This is a genomic window from Streptomyces lunalinharesii, assembly GCF_039532155.1.
Lineage (GTDB): Bacteria > Actinomycetota > Actinomycetes > Streptomycetales > Streptomycetaceae > Streptomyces > Streptomyces lunalinharesii.
In genome coordinates this window covers 59081-77405 of record NZ_BAAARK010000002.1, presented here as the reverse complement: position 1 = coordinate 77405, position 18325 = coordinate 59081, and the positions used below count along the sequence as shown (strand labels likewise).

General features: G+C 75.3%; 17 protein-coding genes and 1 riboswitch. Of the genes, 4 read left to right on the top strand and 13 right to left on the bottom strand.

All coding sequences use genetic code 11. The features are described 5' to 3' along the window. Position 1 precedes the first annotated feature (1 nt). Both ectB and ectA read right to left on the bottom strand, forming a co-directional pair. The gene (gene ectB / locus ABD385_RS04385) at positions 2–1270 is read right to left on the bottom strand and encodes a diaminobutyrate--2-oxoglutarate transaminase (RefSeq protein WP_344573592.1); all 1269 of its coding nucleotides are present in this window, start codon (positions 1268–1270) and stop codon (positions 2–4) included. Positions 1271–1337: 67 nt separating this feature from the next. After that, on the bottom strand, positions 1338–1904 hold the full coding sequence (ectA, locus tag ABD385_RS04380; RefSeq protein ID WP_344573591.1) for a diaminobutyrate acetyltransferase: 567 nt from the start codon (positions 1902–1904) through the stop codon (positions 1338–1340). Positions 1905–2444: 540 nt separating this feature from the next. On the opposite strand from ectA, the gene ABD385_RS04375 reads away from it, so the two are divergent. Further along, a complete protein-coding gene (locus tag ABD385_RS04375; RefSeq protein WP_344573941.1) occupies positions 2445–3536 on the top strand; it encodes an amidohydrolase family protein in 1092 nt (363 codons plus the stop codon). A gap of 25 nt (positions 3537–3561) precedes the next feature. Here the strand turns inward: ABD385_RS04375 and ABD385_RS04370 are convergent, their stop codons facing one another. Next, complete coding sequence (locus ABD385_RS04370) at positions 3562–3963, bottom strand: ArsR/SmtB family transcription factor (RefSeq protein WP_344573590.1); 402 nt, start codon at positions 3961–3963, stop codon at positions 3562–3564. A gap of 150 nt (positions 3964–4113) precedes the next feature. Here ABD385_RS04370 and ABD385_RS04365 point away from each other — a divergent pair, with 150 nt between their 5' ends. The 3 genes from ABD385_RS04365 to ABD385_RS04355 all read left to right on the top strand — a co-directional run bounded on the left by ABD385_RS04365 (position 4114) and on the right by ABD385_RS04355 (position 6549). Next, the gene (locus ABD385_RS04365; RefSeq protein WP_344573588.1) at positions 4114–4527 is read left to right on the top strand and encodes a hypothetical protein; all 414 of its coding nucleotides are present in this window, start codon (positions 4114–4116) and stop codon (positions 4525–4527) included. A 10-nt stretch (positions 4528–4537) separates the two neighbouring features. After that, positions 4538–5284 (top strand): SDR family NAD(P)-dependent oxidoreductase, encoded by a 747-nt coding sequence (locus ABD385_RS04360; RefSeq protein WP_344573587.1) that lies wholly within the window; start codon positions 4538–4540, stop codon positions 5282–5284. Positions 5285–5568: 284 nt separating this feature from the next. Then, positions 5569–6549: an SCO1860 family LAETG-anchored protein gene (locus ABD385_RS04355; RefSeq protein ID WP_344573586.1), complete on the top strand. Its 981-nt coding sequence runs from the start codon at positions 5569–5571 to the stop codon at positions 6547–6549. Positions 6550–6727: 178 nt separating this feature from the next. On the opposite strand, the gene cobC is transcribed toward ABD385_RS04355, so the two are convergent. The 10 genes from cobC to ABD385_RS04305 form a co-directional block, all read right to left on the bottom strand. Next, a complete protein-coding gene (gene cobC, locus ABD385_RS04350; RefSeq protein ID WP_344573585.1) occupies positions 6728–7816 on the bottom strand; it encodes an Rv2231c family histidinol phosphate aminotransferase CobC in 1089 nt (362 codons plus the stop codon). Next, positions 7813–8688 carry a sirohydrochlorin chelatase gene (locus tag ABD385_RS04345; protein WP_344573584.1) on the bottom strand — a complete coding sequence of 292 codons (876 nt, stop codon included), beginning with the start codon at positions 8686–8688 and terminating at the stop codon, positions 7813–7815. Before ABD385_RS04345 ends, cobC begins: the two co-directional genes overlap by 4 nt. Then, entirely contained in the window at positions 8685–9314 is a 630-nt protein-coding gene (locus tag ABD385_RS04340) for a cobalamin biosynthesis protein (protein WP_344573583.1), read from the bottom strand. The genes ABD385_RS04345 and ABD385_RS04340 overlap by 4 nt, the downstream gene beginning before the upstream one ends. An 88-nt stretch (positions 9315–9402) precedes the next feature. After that, positions 9403–10797: a cobyrinic acid a,c-diamide synthase CobB gene (locus ABD385_RS04335; RefSeq protein WP_344573582.1), complete on the bottom strand. Its 1395-nt coding sequence runs from the start codon at positions 10795–10797 to the stop codon at positions 9403–9405. A 7-nt stretch (positions 10798–10804) separates the two neighbouring features. Next, positions 10805–11404: a cob(I)yrinic acid a,c-diamide adenosyltransferase gene (gene cobO / locus ABD385_RS04330; RefSeq protein ID WP_344573581.1), complete on the bottom strand. Its 600-nt coding sequence runs from the start codon at positions 11402–11404 to the stop codon at positions 10805–10807. Further along, entirely contained in the window at positions 11404–13548 is a 2145-nt protein-coding gene (locus tag ABD385_RS04325; RefSeq protein WP_344573580.1) for a putative cobaltochelatase, read from the bottom strand. The genes cobO and ABD385_RS04325 overlap by 1 nt, the downstream gene beginning before the upstream one ends. 175 nt (positions 13549–13723) lie before the next feature. Then, a complete protein-coding gene (locus ABD385_RS04320) occupies positions 13724–15286 on the bottom strand; it encodes a cobyric acid synthase (protein WP_344573579.1) in 1563 nt (520 codons plus the stop codon). Further along, on the bottom strand, positions 15283–16272 hold the full coding sequence (locus ABD385_RS04315) for a cobalamin biosynthesis protein (protein WP_344573578.1): 990 nt from the start codon (positions 16270–16272) through the stop codon (positions 15283–15285). The genes ABD385_RS04320 and ABD385_RS04315 overlap by 4 nt, the downstream gene beginning before the upstream one ends. A gap of 128 nt (positions 16273–16400) precedes the next feature. Continuing rightward, positions 16401–16534: riboswitch (cobalamin riboswitch) on the bottom strand. A 211-nt stretch (positions 16535–16745) separates the two neighbouring features. Next, positions 16746–16982: a hypothetical protein gene (locus tag ABD385_RS04310; RefSeq protein WP_344573577.1), complete on the bottom strand. Its 237-nt coding sequence runs from the start codon at positions 16980–16982 to the stop codon at positions 16746–16748. A gap of 30 nt (positions 16983–17012) precedes the next feature. Next, a complete protein-coding gene (locus tag ABD385_RS04305; protein WP_344573576.1) occupies positions 17013–18278 on the bottom strand; it encodes an inorganic phosphate transporter in 1266 nt (421 codons plus the stop codon). Positions 18279–18325: the final 47 nt, after the last annotated feature.

Genomic DNA, 18325 nt, shown 5'->3' with positions numbered 1-18325 from the left:
GTCAGGCGCAGTCGCGCACCGCGCGGGCGAGGACCCGCAGTCCCTCGTCCAGCTCCTCGGGGGTGGTCGTCAGTGCGGGCAGCAGTTTGACGACCTCGCTCTGCGGGCCGGAGGTCTCGATGAGGAGCCCCAGCTCGAAGGCGCGCTTGGCGATCTTGTTGGCGAGGTCCTTGTCGGTGCACTCCAGGCCCCAGACCAGACCGCGCCCGCGGTACTCGGCGAAGGCGCCCGGGTGCTCGGCGACGATGGCCTTCAGGTGCCCCTCGACGAGCTCGCCGCGGCTCAGCGTCTGCTTCTCCATCTGGCCGTCGGCCCAATAGGTGTCCAGGGCGGCGGCCGCGGTGACGAAGGCGGGGTTGTTGCCGCGGAAGGTGCCGTTGTGCTCGCCGGGCTCCCAGATGTCCAGCTCCGGCTTGAACAGGGTCAGGGCGAGCGGGAGCCCGTAGCCGCTGATGGACTTGGAGACGGTGACGATGTCCGGCACGATGCCCGCCTCCTCGAAGGAGAAGAACGCGCCGGTGCGGCCGCAGCCCATCTGGATGTCGTCGACGATCAGCAGCATGTCCTGGCGCTCGCAGAGGGCGGCCAGGGCGCGCAGCCAGTCGGCGCGGGCGACGTTGATGCCGCCCTCGCCCTGCACGGTCTCCACGATCACCGCGGCGGGCTTGTTCAGGCCCGAGCCCTGGTCCTCCAGCAGTCGCTCGAACCACAGGAAGTCCGGCGTCTGGCCGTCCAGGTAGTTGTCGAACGGCATCGGGGTGCCGTGCACCAGCGGGATGCCGGCGCCGGCCCGCTTCATGGAGTTGCCGGTGACCGCGAGCGCACCCAGCGACATGCCGTGGAAGGCGTTGGTGAAGGAGACGATCGACTCCCGCCCCTTGACCTTGCGGGCCAGTTTGAGCGCGGCCTCGACCGAGTTGGCGCCCGTCGGGCCCGGGAACATGACCTTGTAGGGCAGGTCGCGCGGCCGCAGGATGATGTTCTGGAACGACTCCAGGAAGGCCCGCTTGGCCGTGGTGGACATGTCCAGCCCGTGGGTGATGCCGTCCCGCTCGATGTAGTCGATCAGGGCGCGTTTGAGGACCGGGTTGTTGTGCCCGTAGTTGAGCGAGCCGGCGCCGGAGAAGAAGTCCAGGTAGGTGTGGCCGTCCTCGTCGGTCAGGCGGCTGCCCTGCGCGCGGTCGAAGACGGTGGGCCAGCCACGGCAGTAGCTGCGCACCTCCGACTCGACGGTTTCGAAGACGCTCAGATCGGGCTGGGTGATGGTCACAGCATGCTCCTGGGAGATGAGTGCGGGAGGGCGAAGTCTGGGGGCGGCGCCGTGCGCGCTGCCCGGATCAGCGCTGGCTGCCGGGCGGCGCCTCGAACGGGCCTATGAGGTGCAGGACTTCCGGCTCGTGGCCCTGTTCGGGGAAGAGCGCGGCGTCGAACAGCACCTCGCGCTTGACCGGCACTGAGTGCCGTGCGGCGAAGGAGGCGAACAGTCGGTTGGAGGCGTCGTTGCCGGGCGTGATGGTGGTCTCCACGCTGCGGACGCCCAGTTCGTCGATGGCGCGGGCGGTCAACCCGTCCAGGAGTGCGGCGGCCAGGCCCCGTCCGCGGTGCGCCGCGTCGACGGCGATCTGCCAGACGACGAGGGTGTCCGGGCGGTCGGGACGCAGGTAGCCGGTGACGAACCCGGCTGGTTCGCCGGTCGCATCGCGGGCGACGGCGGAGGTGGCGGCGAAGTCGCGGCACCACAGGAGGTAGCTGTAGGAGGAGTTGAGGTCCAGCGCCTTCGAGTCGCGGGCGATGCGCCAGATCGCTGCCCCGTCCTCCACCCGGGGGGTGTCGAGCTTGAAGCCCTCCGGAAATTCCTTGATATCGCTTCGGGCACCGGCATGGTCTGCTTGTGCGGCGGTCATGCAATTGAATTTACCCAGGCGAAAAGCAAATTGCATCGCGGGTCTGGGTTACGCCACAGGCGGTTTTGTGTTATCACGCGGGGGCGTACGGGCGCGCGAATCGGCGGCAAGTTGTCACGTTTCGTCATGGAAGTTCGGGACGAAACGGACACGCTGTGTAGTCGGTCACAGCTCGATAACGCTCCCGCGAAGTGCCTGAATAATGAGACTCGACGCTAGCGAAATCTTGGCGTTTGAGGTTCGGGAAAGCGGGCATACGAATACGGGAAGCTGGCTTCTTGGAAATTGGGAATTCGCCGCCGGAAGGTGTCGCGGACGATTCGCCAAAACGGACACGAGAAGTCACCGGGGCGCCACCCCGAAGAGACCGTCAAGAGATGCGGGAAGCCTCGCCGGGTGTTATGCGAACGGGCGGGGTGCGCATACCGTGCATACCGGTGCGTGATTTTTGCGAAAGCGCCCGCCGGGCGCGCGGGGCGGGCGCCCGGCGCACCGTGGTCGCCCGCCGCGGCCCCCGCATACAGTGCCTGCATGACGTCCATGAGTGAAGGTGCGGCGCTGCACCTCAAGGGGAGGGTGCTCGTCGGACCGGACGAGGTCCGCGACGAGCTGTGGGTCATCGACGGCCGGGTGACGTTCGAGCGACCTTCGGTGGCACGGGATGTCACGACCGTGTCGGGGTGGGTGCTCCCCGGGCTGGTCGACGCCCACTGTCACGTCGGGCTCGACGCGCACGGACCGGTGGACGCGGCCACCAGCGAGAAGCAGGCGCTCACCGACCGTGACGCCGGCACCCTCCTGATCCGCGACGCCGGCTCGCCCTCGGACACCCGCTGGATCGACGACCGCCCCGACCTGCCGCGGATCATCCGCGCCGGCCGGCACATCGCCCGCACCCGGCGCTACATCCGCAACTACGCGCACGAGATCGAGCCGGCGGACCTGGTCGCGTACGTGGCCCAGGAGGCCCGGCGCGGCGACGGCTGGGTCAAGCTCGTCGGCGACTGGATCGACCGCTCGGTGGGCGATCTGGCCGCCTGCTGGCCGCCCGGCGAGGTGGCCGCGGCCATCGCCGAGGCGCACCGGCTCGGCGCCCGGGTCACCGCGCACTGCTTCGCGGAGGAGTCCCTCGCCCCGCTGGTCGAGGCCGGGATCGACTGCATCGAGCACGCCACCGGCCTGACCGAGGACACCATCCCGCTCTTCGCCGAGCGGCAGGTCGCCATCGTCCCCACCCTGGTCAACATCGCGACCTTCCCGCAGCTCGCCGACGGCGGCGAGGCGAAGTTCCCGCGCTGGTCCGCGCACCTGCGCCGGCTGTACGACCGGCGCTACGACACGGTGCGGGCCGCCTACGACGCCGGGGTGCCGATCTTCGCCGGCACCGACGCCGGCGGCTCGCTGCCGCACGGCCTGGTCGCCGACGAGGTGGCCGAGCTGATGAAGGCCGGGCTGCCGGTCGAGGCCGCCCTCTCCGCGACGACCTGGGGCGCCCGCACCTGGCTGGGCCGCCCCGGCCTGACCGAGGGCGCCCCGGCCGACCTGGTCGTCTTCGAGGCCGACCCGCGGGCCGACGTCCGGGTGCTGGCGGCGCCCCGCCTGGTGGTGCTGCGCGGCCGGATCGTCGGCTGAGCCGCCGCGGGCCGCGCCGGACGGCTCACGCGCCGGGCGCCCCGGGCCCCGCGGGGCCGCCCCGCTCCGCCGCGTCGGCCCGCAGCAGCGCGTCCACCAGGCCGGGGAAGCGCGCTTCGAGGTCGGCGCGGCGCAGCGAGAGGTACCGCTCGCGGCCGGCGCGGCGGGTGTGCGTCCAGCCCGCCGTCCGCAGGATCCGGAAGTGGTAGCTGCCGGTGGCCCGGGTCACCGGCAGGGCGATGTCCCCGCAGCCCGCCTCGCCCTCGGTGGCGAGCAGGCGCACGATCCGTCGCCGCAGCGGGTCGCTGAACGCCTGGAGCAGGTCGCCGAGCCGGATCGACGCGGTCTCGGGCTGGTCGGGGTCGGCCGGCGCGGAGGTGGCGCTGGGGTCCGCGCCCAGGGCGCCGCCCGGGTCCGTTCGAGGCATTGTTCGAGAACTCTCTAAGCGAGTGATACGGTCGGTGATCGTCAATGTGTTGACGATCCTCTAATTATTCACCGACGGCGAGGGCGTCCGACGCCACCCGAGGACGTACCCGCGCGCCCGTCGGTACCGACGCTCCCGCGAGGCTCCGCGATGACCACTGCCGACCCGGCACCCCCCTCCGCCCCCACGCACGCGCCCACCGGGGACCCGTCCGCCGCGGGCCCGCTGCGCACGCTGTTCTGCATCGGCGTGACCCAGGACTTCTTCGCCGCCGACGACGCCCGGCGTGCCGCCGTGGCCGCCGCGATCCCGCCCGCCTTCGACCGGCTCGGCGAGCGCTTCGGCGTCACCGTGCTCGGCACCCTGGACGACGACCAGTTGATGGTCGGCGCCACCACCGCCTGGCCGTGGACCTCCTACGTCCTCGCCGACGTCCCCGACCTGGACACCGTCGCCGCGGTGTGCGGCCTCGTCCGCGACACCCCGGTCGGCGACGGGCGGCTCTGGCGCTACCTGCGCATCGAGGCCCGCGTCGGCCGCCCGCTCTTCTTCGCCACGTCCTGAGGGGACCACCGTGCTCGACACCGGACTCGACGGCCGGACCGTCCTGATCACCGGCAGCGCCCAGGGGCTCGGCGCCGCCCTGGTCCGCGCCTGCCACGCCGAGGGCGCCCACGTGGCCGCACTGGACGTCGACGAGGCGGCCAACCGCGCCCTCGTCGAGCGGCTCGACCCCGCGGGGGAACGGATCCGGCCGGTCCGGGCCGACCTGCGCGACCCGGCCGCGCTCGCCGCCGCCTACGACGACGTCCGGGCCTGGCGCCCGGTCGACGTGCTGATCAACAACGCCGCCCGGCCGCTCGCCCGGACGCTGTGGGAGATCACCCCCGAGGAGTGGGACGACGTCTTCGCGGTCAACCTCCGCGCGGTCTTCCTGCTGACCCGCGCGGTCGGCGCCGACATGCGCGAGCGCGGCTTCGGGCGGATCGTCAACATGGCCTCCGTCGCCGGCCAGACGCCCCGGCCCACCGGCGCCGCGTACGGCACCAGCAAGGCCGGGCTGATCGCCCTCACCCGGGTCTTCGCGGCCGAACTCGCCCCGTACGGCGTCACGGTGAACGCGGTCGCCCCGGCCATGATCGACACCCCGATGGTCCGCTCGATCGACCCGGAGGCGCTCGCCGAACTCACCGCCCAGGTGCCGATGGGACGGATCGCCACCCCCGAGGAGGTCGCCCGGGTCGCCGTCTTCCTCGCCTCCCGGGAGACGTTCGTCACCGGTGCCACGTACGACGTCAACGGCGGCGTCCTGATGCGCTGATCGCGCTGACTGCCACGGGCTGCCGCTGGCTGCGCGCTCCACTGTCGGCCGTACCGGACCGTTCTGGACCGGTACGGCTGTGGCGTGGGGTGTCCGCCGAGACGGACGAGCCGGAAGCAATCGAATAAAGGCACGGAAACCACCCTTTGGGGTGAACTGACCTCGCGTGGCTGCCCGTTCACCCTCAGTGCGTACACGATGTGCGGGTCGAGGCCGTCGGCCCGCGTGATGTCCCCCATTGGCGCGGTCGGCGGCTCCATCTCTCCTGTGGGGGTTCCACACACGTGTCCACCAGTTCCGCCGGCGCCACCGGCACCAGAGGCCGGCTCGGCGCCGCCCTCGTCGCCGCCGTCCTGACCGCCGGCCCCGCCGTCGTCCTCGCCGCCGCACCCGCCGCGCACGCCAACGGCAACGACGGCCGCGACCACGGCACTTCGGGGGCGGTGGTGCTGCGCACCGCCCTCGACGTCGGCCTGCTCGACAAGACCCTGAACGTCCCGGTCCGGGCCGTCCTCAACGAGGTCCACGCCCCGGCCTCGGCCGACAAGACCGCGCTCACCGTCCGCCTGGACGGCATCGACGGCGGCCGGCCGGTCAGCCTGCTGCGCGCCGACGTCGCCACCGCCCGCGCCACCGCCGACGGGCGGACCGCCGAGGGCTACGCCCACCTCGTGGGCGCCACGGTCCAGTTGCCCGGCCTGTCGTCGGTGCCGCTGGCCCGGGTCCAGCAGGTCACCGCCCGCGCGCTCTGCCAGGCCGGGCAGCGGCCGCGGGCCGAGGCCCAGGTGCTGGGCGACGTCGTGGTGCTGGGCAAGCGGGTCGGGCTCCGCGCCGGCGGGACCACCGAGGTCAAGGTCCCGGGGGTCGGCGACGTCCGGCTCGACCTGTCGCAGAAGGGCACCACTTCGGCGAGCGCCGCCGCCACCGCCCTCCGCCTACGGGTCTCCGTCAACCCGCTGAAGCTCAACGTGGCGGAGGTGCACGGCGAGGTCACCCTGGCCCAGGCCACCTGCACCACCCCGCACGGCACCCCGCCGCCCGGCACCGGCACCCCTCCCGGCACCGGCACCCACCCCGGCACCGGCACGCAGGTGAACTCCGGCAGCGGCGGCGTCCGCCCGGCCACCGAGCAGCACCTCGCGGAGACCGGCGGCAGCTCCGCCACGCCATACCTCGTCGGCGGCGCGGCCCTGTTGGTCGCCGGCGGCGCCGGGGCCCTGGTCTACGCCCGCCGCCGCACCGCCGCGTCGCACGGACGCGGCTGACGGAGCCTCCCCTTGCCCAACGGCAGGGGAGCGCACCCGCCACCCGGCGCCGTGGGGACGTCGCAGGCGGGTGCGGACGGTGCGTCGCGCGGGCCCGCGCGACGCACCCGCCCCCCGCCGGGCCGGTGCACCGGCCCGGCGGGGGAACGTCGCGGTACGGGCGGCGCCGAGCCCTCCGCTACCGGGGCGCGGCGCCGAGCACGTCCGCCAAAGCGGCCACGAACCGGTCGGTGGTCGCCCGGTCCCGGACGGCCAACCGGAGCCACTCGGGGCCCAGGCCCGGGAAGGTGTCCCCGCGGCGCACCGCGAAGCCGCGGGTGCGCAGCCCGGCCCGGACCGCCGCCGCACCGGGCAGCCGGACCAGCACGAACGGCCCCGCCGCCGGACCGGCCACCGCCACCTCGGGGAACGCGCCCAGCCGGGCCAGCAGATGGGCCCGGTCGGCGGCGATCTCCTCGGCCGCCGCGGCCGCCTCCGCCAGCGCCGTCGGCGCACAGCACGCCTCGGCGGCCACCAACGCCGGCGAGGAGACCGGCCACAGCGGCTGGGCCCGCTCCAGCTCCGCCACCGTCCCCTCGTCCGCCAGCACGTAGCCGATCCGCAGCCCCGCCAGCCCCCAGGTCTTGGTCAGGCTGCGCAGCACCACCAGCCCGGGCAGCGCACCGACCCGCCCGGCCAGCGACTCCCGCTCCCCGGGCACCGCGTCCATGAACGCCTCGTCCACCACCAGCGTCCGGCCCGGCCGGGCCAACGACGCCAGCGCGGCCGCCGGGTGCAGCACCGAGGTCGGATTGGTGGGATTGCCCACCACCACCAGGTCCGCGTCGTCCGGCACCGCCGCCGGATCCAGCCGGAAGCCGTCCCGCTCCGCCAGCAGGACCCGCCCGACCGTGTACCCGGCGTCCCGCAGCGCCGCCTCCGGCTCGGTGAACTGCGGATGCACCACCACCGGCCGTCGCGCCCGGACCGCCCGCGCCAGCAGCACGAACGCCTCCGCGGCGCCGGCCGTCAACAGCACCCGACGCTCCGGGAGGCCGTGCCGGACGGCGACCGCCCGACGGGCCGCCCGGCCGTCCGGATACGCCGCCAGCCCGTCCAGCGACGCGGCGATCTCGGCCTTCAGCCAGGCCGGGGGAGTGCCCGCCCGGACGTTGACCGCCAGGTCCGTCAGAGCGGCGCCGCGCACCTCCGCGTCACCGTGGTGCCGCAGGTCGACCTCTCCCGCACCGGGCCCGGTGCGGGGCGCGGACAGTGCCGGCCCGGTCATGCCGGGCCCCCGGCGGACGCGGCGCTCAAGGCGGTGGTGGGCAGCGCGTCGCCGGCCCGGCCGGTGAACGCCGCCCCGCCCGCCACCGCCGCCCGGTAGCGGGCCAGGACCACCTCGGCCAACTCCGGCGCCGCACCGATCGGGTCGGCGCCCAGCACCTCGGCGCCCGGGTACGCCGCCGCCCAGCCCTCGGTCTGCATCCGCAGCCGCTCCAGCAGGTCACCGGCGAAGAAGAAGTACGGCAGCACCACGATCCGGTGCCCCCGGCGGGTCCCCGGCGCCGCCGCGGCCAGCACCCGGCACCGGTCCAGCCCGGCCGGCACGTCCGGCGCCGCCAGCGTCACGAACGCGGTCTCCACGCCCGCGAAGCCCCGGCCCTCCCACAACAGTCGGGCGGCCCGCACCACTTCGGCATTGGCGTGCGGATCGGCCGCGCCCCGGCCCACCAGCAGCACCGTGGTGCGGTCCCGGTCCTCGGGCCGCCGCGCACCGCCGCCCAGCGCCTCGTCCAGCCGTCGTTCCAGTGCCGCCAGCAGCCGGGGGTGCGGCCCCAGTTCGGGCTCGCAGACCGCGTCGACGCCGGGGTGCGCCGCGACCGCCCGCGCCACCGCCTCCGGCAGCGTCTCCCGCAGGGAGCCGGTGGGCGCCATCAGCAGCGGCACCACGACCAGCCGGGTCGCGCCCCGCGCGACCAACGCGTCGACCGCGCCGGACAGCGGCAGCGGCGACGCCGGGGCGCCGAAGAAGCCCCCGGCGACCGGTACGTCGGGGTGCTGCTCGCCGAGCACCCGCACCAGCGTGCGCAGGGCGTCGGCCGCCCCTTCGTGACGGGTGCCGTGACCGGCGATGAGCAGTGCGGGACGGATGGTCACAACGTCTCCTTGGTGCCGGGAAGTTCCTGTCCGCGGTGGCCGCCGCCGACCTCCGCCGCCCGCCGGTCCGGTGCAGCCGGTACGTGCACCGACGGGTCGGGGGAGGGGACGACGATAGCGGCAGCATCCGGGGACCCCACGGCCGCGCCCGCCGTACCGCGGGTAATGGCCCAAGTGTCCCAAGTGTCCTGGCCGGTGGGGGCCGCCAGGGCACAGGTCGCCGCGCCCGGGCGCCCGGCCGGCGCCGACACCCGCTTGCCGAGCACCAGACGGGCGCCCGGCCCCGCGGCCAGCAGCGCGGCCGCCTCCGCGACGCTCGGGGTGCCCACCGCGTCCCGGGCCGCCGCCGACGGCGCCGGCACCCGCACCGCCGCCAACTCCGCCGCCGGGAACGCCCGCAGGGGAACCCCCAGCCGCCGCGCGGCACCCCGCACCCCGGGCTCGGCCGCCTTGGCGTCGACGGTGGCCAGCGCCACCAGCGCACCCGGCGCCCGGCCGACCGCCGCCAGCGCGGCACCGACCAGCGCCACCACTTCCTCCACGCGCACACCCCGACGGGCCCCCACGCCGGCGACCACGACCGGGTCCGGCCGCTGCGGCGCGCCGGCCGGGCGTGCGCCGCTCACGGGGCGACGGCTCGCCGCCCGCACGACACCGGGCCGCGGTCGGTGCGGACCGGCGCGGCGCACGCACAGGCGGCGGTGCCGCCGGCGGTCACCGGGCGCCGCCCGCGGCCGGCACCGCGGCGCGCGCCGCCCCCGCCACCAGCCGCTCGGCCAGCGCCGGTTCCGCCGCCCAGTGCACGTGCAGGTACGAGGCGTGCACCCCGCCCGCGACGAAGCCCTCCACCGCTCGCCGGGGGTGCGTGACCCCCCACGCCGGGGACGCCCCCGCGCCTGGTTCCAGCACCGTGCGGTGGAACTCGTGGCCCCGCACCCGCGTCCCGGCCGCGGCCAGCGCGTTGTCGCTCAGCGCCACCGCCTCCCGGTAGCCGAGCGTGAGCCGCTGCGTCATCCGGCCGTCGGCGGGCAACACCCCGCACATCGGCTTCCCGTCGAGCGACCGGGCGAGGTAGAGCAACCCGGCGCACTCCGCGGAGACCGGCGCCCCGGACGCGGCCAGCTGAGCCACCGCCGCCCGCAGCGGCGCGTTCGCCGACAGCTCCGGCGCGTACACCTCCGGGAAGCCGCCGCCGATGACCAGCCCCCGCGTGCCGGCCGGCAGCCGCTCGTCCCGCAGCGGATCGAACGGCACCACCTCGGCGCCGGCCGCGGTCAGCAATTCGGCGTGTTCGGCGTACGAGAAGGTGAACGCCGGCCCGCCGGCCATCGCCACCACCGGACGCCCGGCCCCCGCGGCGGGCGCCGGCACCGCCGTGCCCGGATCCCACGGCCGGTCCGGCAGCTCCGGCACGTTGCGCGCGAGCGCCAGCAGCGCCGGGAGGTCGCAGCCCTCGCGCACCCGCGCGGCCAGCGCCCGCACCGACTCCAGGGCCTCGGCCCGGCGTTCGGCGACCGGCACCAGCCCCAGGTGCCGGGACGGCGTCCGGGCCTGCTCGGCACGGTGCAGCGCCCCGAGCACCGGCACCCCCGAGGAGTCCATGGCGTCCCGCAGGATTTCCTCGTGCCGCGGTGAACCGACCTTGTTGAGGATCACCCCGGCCAGCCGCACCTCCGGGTCCCACGACGCGAAGCCGTGCACCAGCGCCGCCACCGAACGGGACTGCGACGAGGCGTCCACCACCAGCACCACCGGTGCCCGCAGCACCTTCGCCACCTGCGCGGTCGACGCCAGCTCGCCCTGCCCGGACGCCCCGTCGAACAACCCCATCACGCCCTCGACCAGCGCCAGGTCCGCGCCCGCCGCCCCGTGCAGGAACAGCGGAGCGATCTGCGCCGGTCCGCACAGGAAGGCGTCCAGATTGCGCCCGGGGCGGCCGGTGGCCAGCGCGTGGTAGCCGGGGTCGATGTAGTCGGGCCCCACCTTGTGCGGCGACACCGCGAGACCGGACTCGGCGAAGGCCGCCATCAGACCGGTCGCCACCGTCGTCTTGCCGGCGCCCGAGGACGGCGCGGCGATCACCAGCCGGGGGACGGCACCGCCACTCATGACCTGCTCACCATTCGATGCCCCGCTGGCCCTTCTGCCCCGCGTCCATCGGGTGCTTGACCTTCGTCATGTCCGTCACCAGGTCCGCGAAGTCCCGCAGCGCCGCCGGCGCGTCCCGCCCGGTGATGACGACGTGCTGCGTGCCGGGACGGTCCCGCAGCACCGCCACCACCTCCTCGACGTCCACCCACCCCCACTTGAGCGGGTAGGCGAACTCGTCCAGCACCAGCAGCTGGTAGGTCTCCGCGGCCAGGTCCCGCTTGACCTGCTCCCAACCCTCCCGGGCCGCCTCCTCGTTGCTGAGCTGGGAGTCGCGCTGCACCCAGGACCAGCCCTCGCCCATCTTGTGCCAGGCGACGGTGCCGCCCTCCCCGGTGGCGCCCAGCACCGTCAGCGCCCGCTCCTCGCCGACCTTCCACTTCGCCGACTTCACGAACTGGAACACCCCGACCGGCCAGCCCTGGTTCCAGGCCCGCAGCGCCAGCCCGAAGGCGGCGGTCGACTTGCCCTTGCCCTGACCCGTGTGGACCAGCACCAGCGGGCGGTTGCGGCGCTGGCGGGTGGTGAGCCCGTCTTCCGGTACGACGGACGGCTGTCCCTGCGGCATTACGCGGCCTTCCTGTTGTGACGATCCCGATCCCCGCCCCGGCCGGCACCACTGCCGCCCGCCGCGGGCCTGCCCTGCACGGACCTGACGAGCGCGGAGACGCTGTCCGCGCGCAGCTCGTCGAGGGTGACGGCGGCGCCGCCCAACTCCCGGGCCAGCTCACCGGCCAGCCCCAGGCGCACCGGGCCCGCCTCGCAGTCCACCACCACCGACGCGGTGCCCCCGGCGGCCAGCAACCCCGCCGCCCGGTACGCCCGCGCCAGCGGCTCCGGCCCGCCGGTGGCCCGACCGTCGGTGACCACGACCAGCAGCGGCCGGCGGGACGGGTCCCGCAGCCGCTCCACCCGCAGCACCTCGTGGGCCCGCAGCAGCCCCTCCGACAGCGGCGTCCGGCCGCCGGTCGGCAGCTGCGCCAGCCGCGCCGCGCCGGCCTCGACCGACGACGTCGGCGGCAGCGCCACCTCGGCACCCGAACCCCGGAAGGTGACCATCCCGATCTTGTCCCGCCGCTGGTACGCGTCGAGCAGCAGCGACAGCACGGCCCCCTTGACGGCGCCCATCCGCTTCCGCGCCGCCATCGACCCGGACGCGTCCACCACGAACAGCACGAGGTTGCCCTCGCGCCCCTCGCGCACCGCCTCCCGCAGGTCGTCCCGGCGCACCACCAGGCCCGGGCCGCGCCGCCCGCGGGCCCACTGGTGCGGCGCCGCGGCCTGCACGGTCGCCGCCAGGTGCAGCTTGCCCAGGGCCCCTCGGGGCCGGCGCGCCCCGGTCGTCCGGCCGTGCGCGGTCCGCGCCCGGGACCGTCGGCCGTCCGCGCCCTCGCCCAGCCCCGGCACGTCCAGCCGCCGGATCCGGAACGGCTCGGTGGCGCCCACTGCGGCCTGCTCCGGCGCCGGCCCGGACGCCGCGGGCTCGCCCGCCGGCTCCGGTGCGGACTCCTCGGACCGCGCCGGCCGCTCCGGCTCCTGCTGCCGCGGGAGCTCCGGGCCGGGCGCGTCGCCGGGCTGCTCCCGGGGCCCGCCGTCCTGCGGCGGCAGCCCGCCTGGGCCGCCGCCTGGGCCGCCGTCCGGTCCGTCGGGGCGGTCGTCCGGACCCTCCGGCTCCGGATCGTCGTCGCCCTCCGGGTCCTGCCCGCCGGAGTCCTCCAGGACCTGGTCGAGCTTGTCCTCGTCGAGCCCCGGCGCGTCGAAGGGGTTGCGCCGCCGCCGGTGCGGCAGTGCCAGCAGCGCCGCCTGCCGGACGTCCTCCGGCCGCACCTCGGTCCGGCCCGCCCACGCCGCCAGCGCGGTCGCCGTGCGGGCCATCACGATGTCCGCCCGCATCCCGTCCACCTCGAACGCCGCACAGGTCGCCGCGATCTGTCGCAGCGCCGCGTCGCCGAGCCGCACCTGGGACAGCAACGCGCGGGCCAGCGCGATCCGTTCGCGCAGCCGGTGCTCCTCGTCCGCCCAGCGCGCCGCGAAGCCGGCCGGGTCGTCGTCGTACGCCAGCCGGCGCCGCACCACCTCGACCCGCTGCTCCGGTTCGCGGGACGCCGCGACCTCCACGGTCAGCCCGAACCGGTCCAGCAACTGCGGCCGCAGCTCGCCCTCTTCGGGGTTCATCGTCCCGACGAGCAGGAAGCGGGCGGCGTGCCGCACGGAGACGCCCTCGCGTTCCACGTAGGAGGCACCCATGGCGGCGGCGTCCAAGAGCACGTCGACCAAGTGGTCGTGCAAGAGGTTGACTTCGTCCACGTAGAGGATGCCGCGGTGGGCGGCCGCGAGCAGCCCCGGCTCGAACGCCTTGACCCCGTCGGCGAGCGCCCGCTCGATGTCGAGCGCGCCGACGAGCCGGTCCTCGGACGCGCCCACCGGCAACTCGACCATGCGCGCCGGCCGGGACGCGGCGGAACCGCCTTCATGCCGACCGTCCGGGCACTGGGGATCGGGGGAGAGCGGGTCGCAGCTGAAGCGGCAGCCCGCCACCACCGGCACCTCGGGCATGAGGTCCGCCAGGGCACGCACCGCGGTGCTCTTCGCGGTGCCCTTCTCGCCACGGACCAGGACACCGCCGACCGCCGGGCTGACGGCGTTCAGCAGCAGCGCCAGCCGCAGGTCGTCCATGCCGACGACGGCAGTGAACGGATACCGGGTGCTCATGTGGTGATCGCTCCTTCGGGTGGCTTACGTCCGTTGCCGGTCGAACTGTGCGCGCCGTGCGGCGTGTTGGTGTCCTCGGCCCTGCGTCTGCGGGGGTGGCCCGCTGCTTCACGAGCACGTGGTGGAGCTGCTGTCATGCGCCCCGCACCCGCGGGGATCCCGCCTCCGGCGGCCCTCACGGCGCCCCCGGAGGAACGAACGGCAGCCCCACCGGCACCCCCTCCTCGATCAGCCGCAGCAGCGCCTTGGTGTCCGCGTGCTCCTCGATCAGATCGCCCAACCGGTCCAACTGCTCCTCGCGCAGCGCCCCGAAGCAGGTGTCCGGCGCCGGTACGAACCGGCGCCCGGCCGCCCGGGCCACCTCCCGCAGGAACGCCCGGCGGAATCCGTCGCTCTCCAGGGAGCCGTGCCAGTGCGTGCCCCACACGCTGCCGACCCGGCAGCCGTCGAGGGCGTCGCCCCGCTCGTCGTGGAGGAACGTGCCGCCACCGGTCACGTCGGCCACCCCGTGGTGGATCTCGTACCCCTCCACCGGCTCGCCCAGCGCCTCGCCGGACGGCCGGGCGAGCGTCTTCTCCACCGCGAAGCGGACCCGGACCGGCAGCAGCCCCAGCCCGTCGACCGCACCCGCGCGCGACTCGACCTCGTCCTCGATGTGCTCGCCGAGCATCTGGTAGCCGCCGCAGATGCCCAGCACCGGACGGCCCTCGGCGGCCCGGCGGACCACCGCGTCCGCCAGTCCGCGCTCGCGCAGCCAGGCCAGCGCGCGGACCGTGCCGCGGGTCCCCGGCAGCACCACCAGGTCCGCGTCGACGAGTTCCTCCGGCCGGTCCACGAACCGCACCACCACGCCCGGTTCGGCGGCCAGCGCGTCCACGTCGGTGAAGTTGGACATCAACGGCACCGCGCACACCGCGACCCGCAGCACGTCCTCGCCGGCCGGCGGCGCCACCACCGACTCGCGGACCGCGCCGCGCAGCGACACCCTCAGGCCGTCCTCCTCGTCGATGCCGAGCCCGTGCGCGTACGGCAGGACGCCGTAGGTCTGCCGTCCGGTGATCCGGCGCAGCATCTGAAGGCCCGGCTCCAACAGCGTCACGTCGCCGCGGAACTTGTTGACGAGGTAGCCGGCGACCAGCGACTGGTCCTCCTCGGACAGCAGCGCGGTGGTCCCGAAGAACGAGGCGAAGACGCCGCCGCGGTCGATGTCGCCGACCACCACGACGGGGATGCGCGCCGCCCGGGCGAGGCCCATGTTGACGATGTCGGTCCGCCGCAGGTTGATCTCGGCCGGGCTGCCGGCGCCCTCGCAGACGACCGCGTCGTGGGTGCGCCGCAGCTGGGCCAGGCAGTCGGTCACGGTGCCGAGCAACTGCTCCTGCCGGCCGGCGTGGTAGCCACGGGCACTCAGCTCGCCCACCGCCTTCCCCAGCAGCACCACCTGACTGCTGCGGTCGCTGCCCGGCTTGAGCAGCACCGGGTTCATCAGCGCGGTCGGCTCGACCCGGGCCGCGGCCGCCTGCATCGCCTGCGCCCGGCCGATCTCCGCGCCCTCGCGGGTCACGAACGAGTTCAGCGACATGTTCTGCGCCTTGAACGGCGCCACCGAGACGCCCTGCCGCGCCAACCAGCGGCAGATGCCGGCGGTCACCACGCTCTTGCCGGCGTCGGACGTCGTCCCGGCCACCAACAGCCCGCCGCCCACGGCCCCGTCGGCCGTCTTCCTGCGCCCGTTCACCGGGTCACCCTCCCGCTCACGTTCGCCGTCACGCCCTTCCTCCCGCGCCGCACCGCGCCGACCGCCAGCCGGCCCGCCACCGTGACGCCCAGCGCCAGCAGGCCGACCCGCCGGGACAGCCGGGCCGCCCGCTCGATGTCGGACACCGCGGGGGGCCGCCCACCACCGTTGAGCACCGGCCGGTGCTCCACCCGCCCGCCGTACGCGAGGGTGCCGCCCAGCCGGACGCCCAACGCGCCGGCGAACGACGCCTCCACCGGGCCGGCGTTGGGGCTCGGGTGGGCCCCGCCGTCGGCCCGCCAGGCCTGCAGCGCACCGCGCCGGTCGGGGCCCGCCACCACGGTCAGCGCGGCGGTCAGTCGGGAGCCGGGCCAGCCGGCGACGTCGTCGAGGCGGGCGGCCGCCCAGCCGAACCGCCGGTGGCGCGGGGACTTGTGCCCCACCATCGCGTCCAGGGTGTTCACCGCCCGGAACGCCACCAGGCCGGGCACGCCCGCGACCGCGCCCCACACCAGGGCGCCGACCACCGCGTCGGAGGTGTTCTCGGCGACCGACTCCACCACCGCACGGGCCATCTGCGGCCCGTCCAGCGCCTGCGGATCGCGCCCGCACAGGTGCGGCAACCGCTCCCGTGCCACGTCCAGGTCGCCGACGGCCAGCGCGCCGCCCACGGCCCGCGCCTCCCGGCCGAGCGAGGTGCCGCCCAGCACCGCCCACGCGGCCGCCGCGGTCAGCGCGGTCCGGGCGCCCGGACGCTCCCCGAGGGCGCGTTGGAGCAACGCGGCGCCGACGGCCGCGCCGCCCGCGCACAACAGGGTGTGGGCCGCTCCGTAACCGCGGTGGTCGCGCCACAGCCGGCGTTCGAGGGCGCCCGCGGCCCGGCCGAACGCGGCCACCGGATGGCCGCGCCGCGGGTCCGCGACGATCAGGTCACCGAGGAAGCCGAGGGCCGCGCCGCACGCGTACCCCGCGTGTTCGCCGCGCATCGGATCAGGCCGCCGTCCGCCCTCGAAGGGGCCCTGCGACAGCGGGCAGTGGAGCTCTCGACGGGCAGCCGGGCATGGCGGTGTCCTCACTCAGGGTCCGCGCCCTGGCTCGACGTGACGGCGACCAGAGTCTCCTGGCTCCCGGATCGGCGCCGCCCCGGCCTTCCCGCCCGTACGGCGTGCGTACGGACCGTGGCCCTCGTCGGAGGAGCGCTCCCCGGTGACAGTGGCGGGACCGCGCCGGATTCGCACCGGACTTCCTCTGCTGTCGCCGATTGGCCCCGGAAGTCCACCACGCCCGCCCAGGTCCGTCAACTCACCCTTGACCTGCGACGCAGTGCCGACCGCCACCCTGTGGCCAAGGCCACCCGCGGGGCCGGTGGGGTGCCGCACGCGGACGGGGCGCCCGGGGCCGCGGCTGCTGCCGCGTCCACCGGACGCCCCGTCCGTTGCCGGCCGCGCCGGCTCCGCCGTCAGGCGGCGACGATCAGGTAGATCCCGTAGGCCACCGCGGCCGCGCAGAGCCCGTAGGCGGCCAGCGCCCCGACGCGCGACCCCGTACCGGGGACGGTCGTGGCCGTCGCGTCGCCGTCCGCGGCGGGCTTGCGGGAGGTGCCCACGATCCCGACGGTGAACAGGCCCACGAGCCCCACCGTCACCACGAGGCTGACGCCGAAGACCTGGCCGAGAGCTGCCCAGTCGATGTGCATTGCGGAGTCCTTAGGTCAGGGTGGTCGGCGTCAGGACGAGGCCGTCGCGGGCTGGGCGGGGGTCTTCGCCGGGGTGGTCGCGGGCGCGGCGTGGGTCGCGGCGTCCGCTGCGGCGTTCGCCGCGACAGGGCCGGCCGGGGGCGGCGCGACCGTCTGGAGCGCCGTGGTGACGACGCCCGCCGGCTCCACCGCCGGGCCCTCGTTGACGTTGGTGTGGTCCACCGGCTTGCGCCGGGAGGCCGCCCAGATGCCGCCGCAGACCGCCAGGGCCAGGACGGCGACCGTGGCCACGCCCCAGGGGCCCTGGTCGGCGAGGTAGGCGGCGCCGGCGGAGACCAGTCCGGCGGCCGGCAGGGTCAGGCCCCAGGCCACGACCATCCGGCCGGCCGTGGACCAGCGCACCACGCCGCCCTTGCGGCCCAGCCCGGAGCCCATCACGGACCCGGAGCAGACCTGGGTGGTGGAGAGCGCGAAACCGAGGTGGGAGGAGGCCAGGATGGTGGCCGCGGCGCCGGTCTGGGCGGCGAAGCCCTGCGGCGGCTGGATGTCGGTGATGCCCTTGCCCATGGTGCGGATGATCCGCCAGCCGCCCAGGTACGTGCCGAGCGCGATGGCCAGGCCGGCGGAGACGATCACCCACATCGGCGGGTCGGAGTGCGGGGCGACGACCCCGCCGGTGATCAGCGCGAGGGTGATCACGCCCATCGTCTTCTGCGCGTCGTTGGTGCCGTGGGCCAGCGAGACCAGGGCGGCCGAGGCGATCTGCCCGGCGCGGTAGCCCTTGGCGGTGTCGGCCTCGTCGCGGCCGCGGGCCAGTCGGTAGGTGAGCCGGGTCGCCGCCATCGAGGCGAGCCCCGCCACGAAGGGCGCGGCGACCGCGGGGATCAGGACCTTCATGACGACGGCCTCGCCGTGCACGCCGCCGGTGCCCACGGACACCAGCGTCGCGCCGATCAGACCGCCGAAGAGGGCGTGGGAGGAACTGGACGGCAGGCCGGCCAGCCAGGTGAGGAGGTTCCAGACGACGGCGCCGACCAGACCCGCGAAGATCACTTCAGGTCTGATGCCGGCGCTCTCGTCGATGATGCCGCCGGAGATGGTCTTCGCCACCTCAACGGAGAGGAAAGCCCCGACGAGGTTGAGCCCCGCCGACATCGCCACCGCGGTCTTGGGTCGCAAGGCCCCGGTGGAGATGGTGGTGGCCATTGCGTTGGCCGTGTCGTGGAAGCCGTTCGTAAAGTCGAACACCAAGGCCGTGACGATCACGATCCCGATGAGAAGCGTGATGTGTTCCATTCACCCAGGCAATCCTGTTCGAAGGTCAGTGTCCTCGGGACCGTACG

What these genes read in the sequence shown, in the direction of transcription:
- cobO (WP_344573581.1), bottom strand. Translation starts at nt 11,404, where the DNA reads ATGCCGCAGGGACAGCCGTCCGTCGTACCGGAAGACGGGCTCACCACC.
- ABD385_RS04335 (WP_344573582.1), bottom strand. Translation starts at nt 10,797, where the DNA reads ATGAGTGGCGGTGCCGTCCCCCGGCTGGTGATCGCCGCGCCGTCCTCG.
- ABD385_RS04375 (WP_344573941.1), top strand. Translation starts at nt 2,445, where the DNA reads ATGAGTGAAGGTGCGGCGCTGCACCTCAAGGGGAGGGTGCTCGTCGGA.
- ABD385_RS04365 (WP_344573588.1), top strand. Translation starts at nt 4,114, where the DNA reads ATGACCACTGCCGACCCGGCACCCCCCTCCGCCCCCACGCACGCGCCC.
- ABD385_RS04310 (WP_344573577.1), bottom strand. Translation starts at nt 16,982, where the DNA reads ATGCACATCGACTGGGCAGCTCTCGGCCAGGTCTTCGGCGTCAGCCTC.
- ectA (WP_344573591.1), bottom strand. Translation starts at nt 1,904, where the DNA reads ATGACCGCCGCACAAGCAGACCATGCCGGTGCCCGAAGCGATATCAAG.
- ABD385_RS04325 (WP_344573580.1), bottom strand. Translation starts at nt 13,548, where the DNA reads ATGAGCACCCGGTATCCGTTCACTGCCGTCGTCGGCATGGACGACCTG.
- ABD385_RS04370 (WP_344573590.1), bottom strand. Translation starts at nt 3,963, where the DNA reads ATGCCTCGAACGGACCCGGGCGGCGCCCTGGGCGCGGACCCCAGCGCC.
- ABD385_RS04315 (WP_344573578.1), bottom strand. Translation starts at nt 16,272, where the DNA reads ATGCGCGGCGAACACGCGGGGTACGCGTGCGGCGCGGCCCTCGGCTTC.
- cobC (WP_344573585.1), bottom strand. Translation starts at nt 7,816, where the DNA reads ATGACCGGGCCGGCACTGTCCGCGCCCCGCACCGGGCCCGGTGCGGGA.
- ABD385_RS04305 (WP_344573576.1), bottom strand. Translation starts at nt 18,278, where the DNA reads ATGGAACACATCACGCTTCTCATCGGGATCGTGATCGTCACGGCCTTG.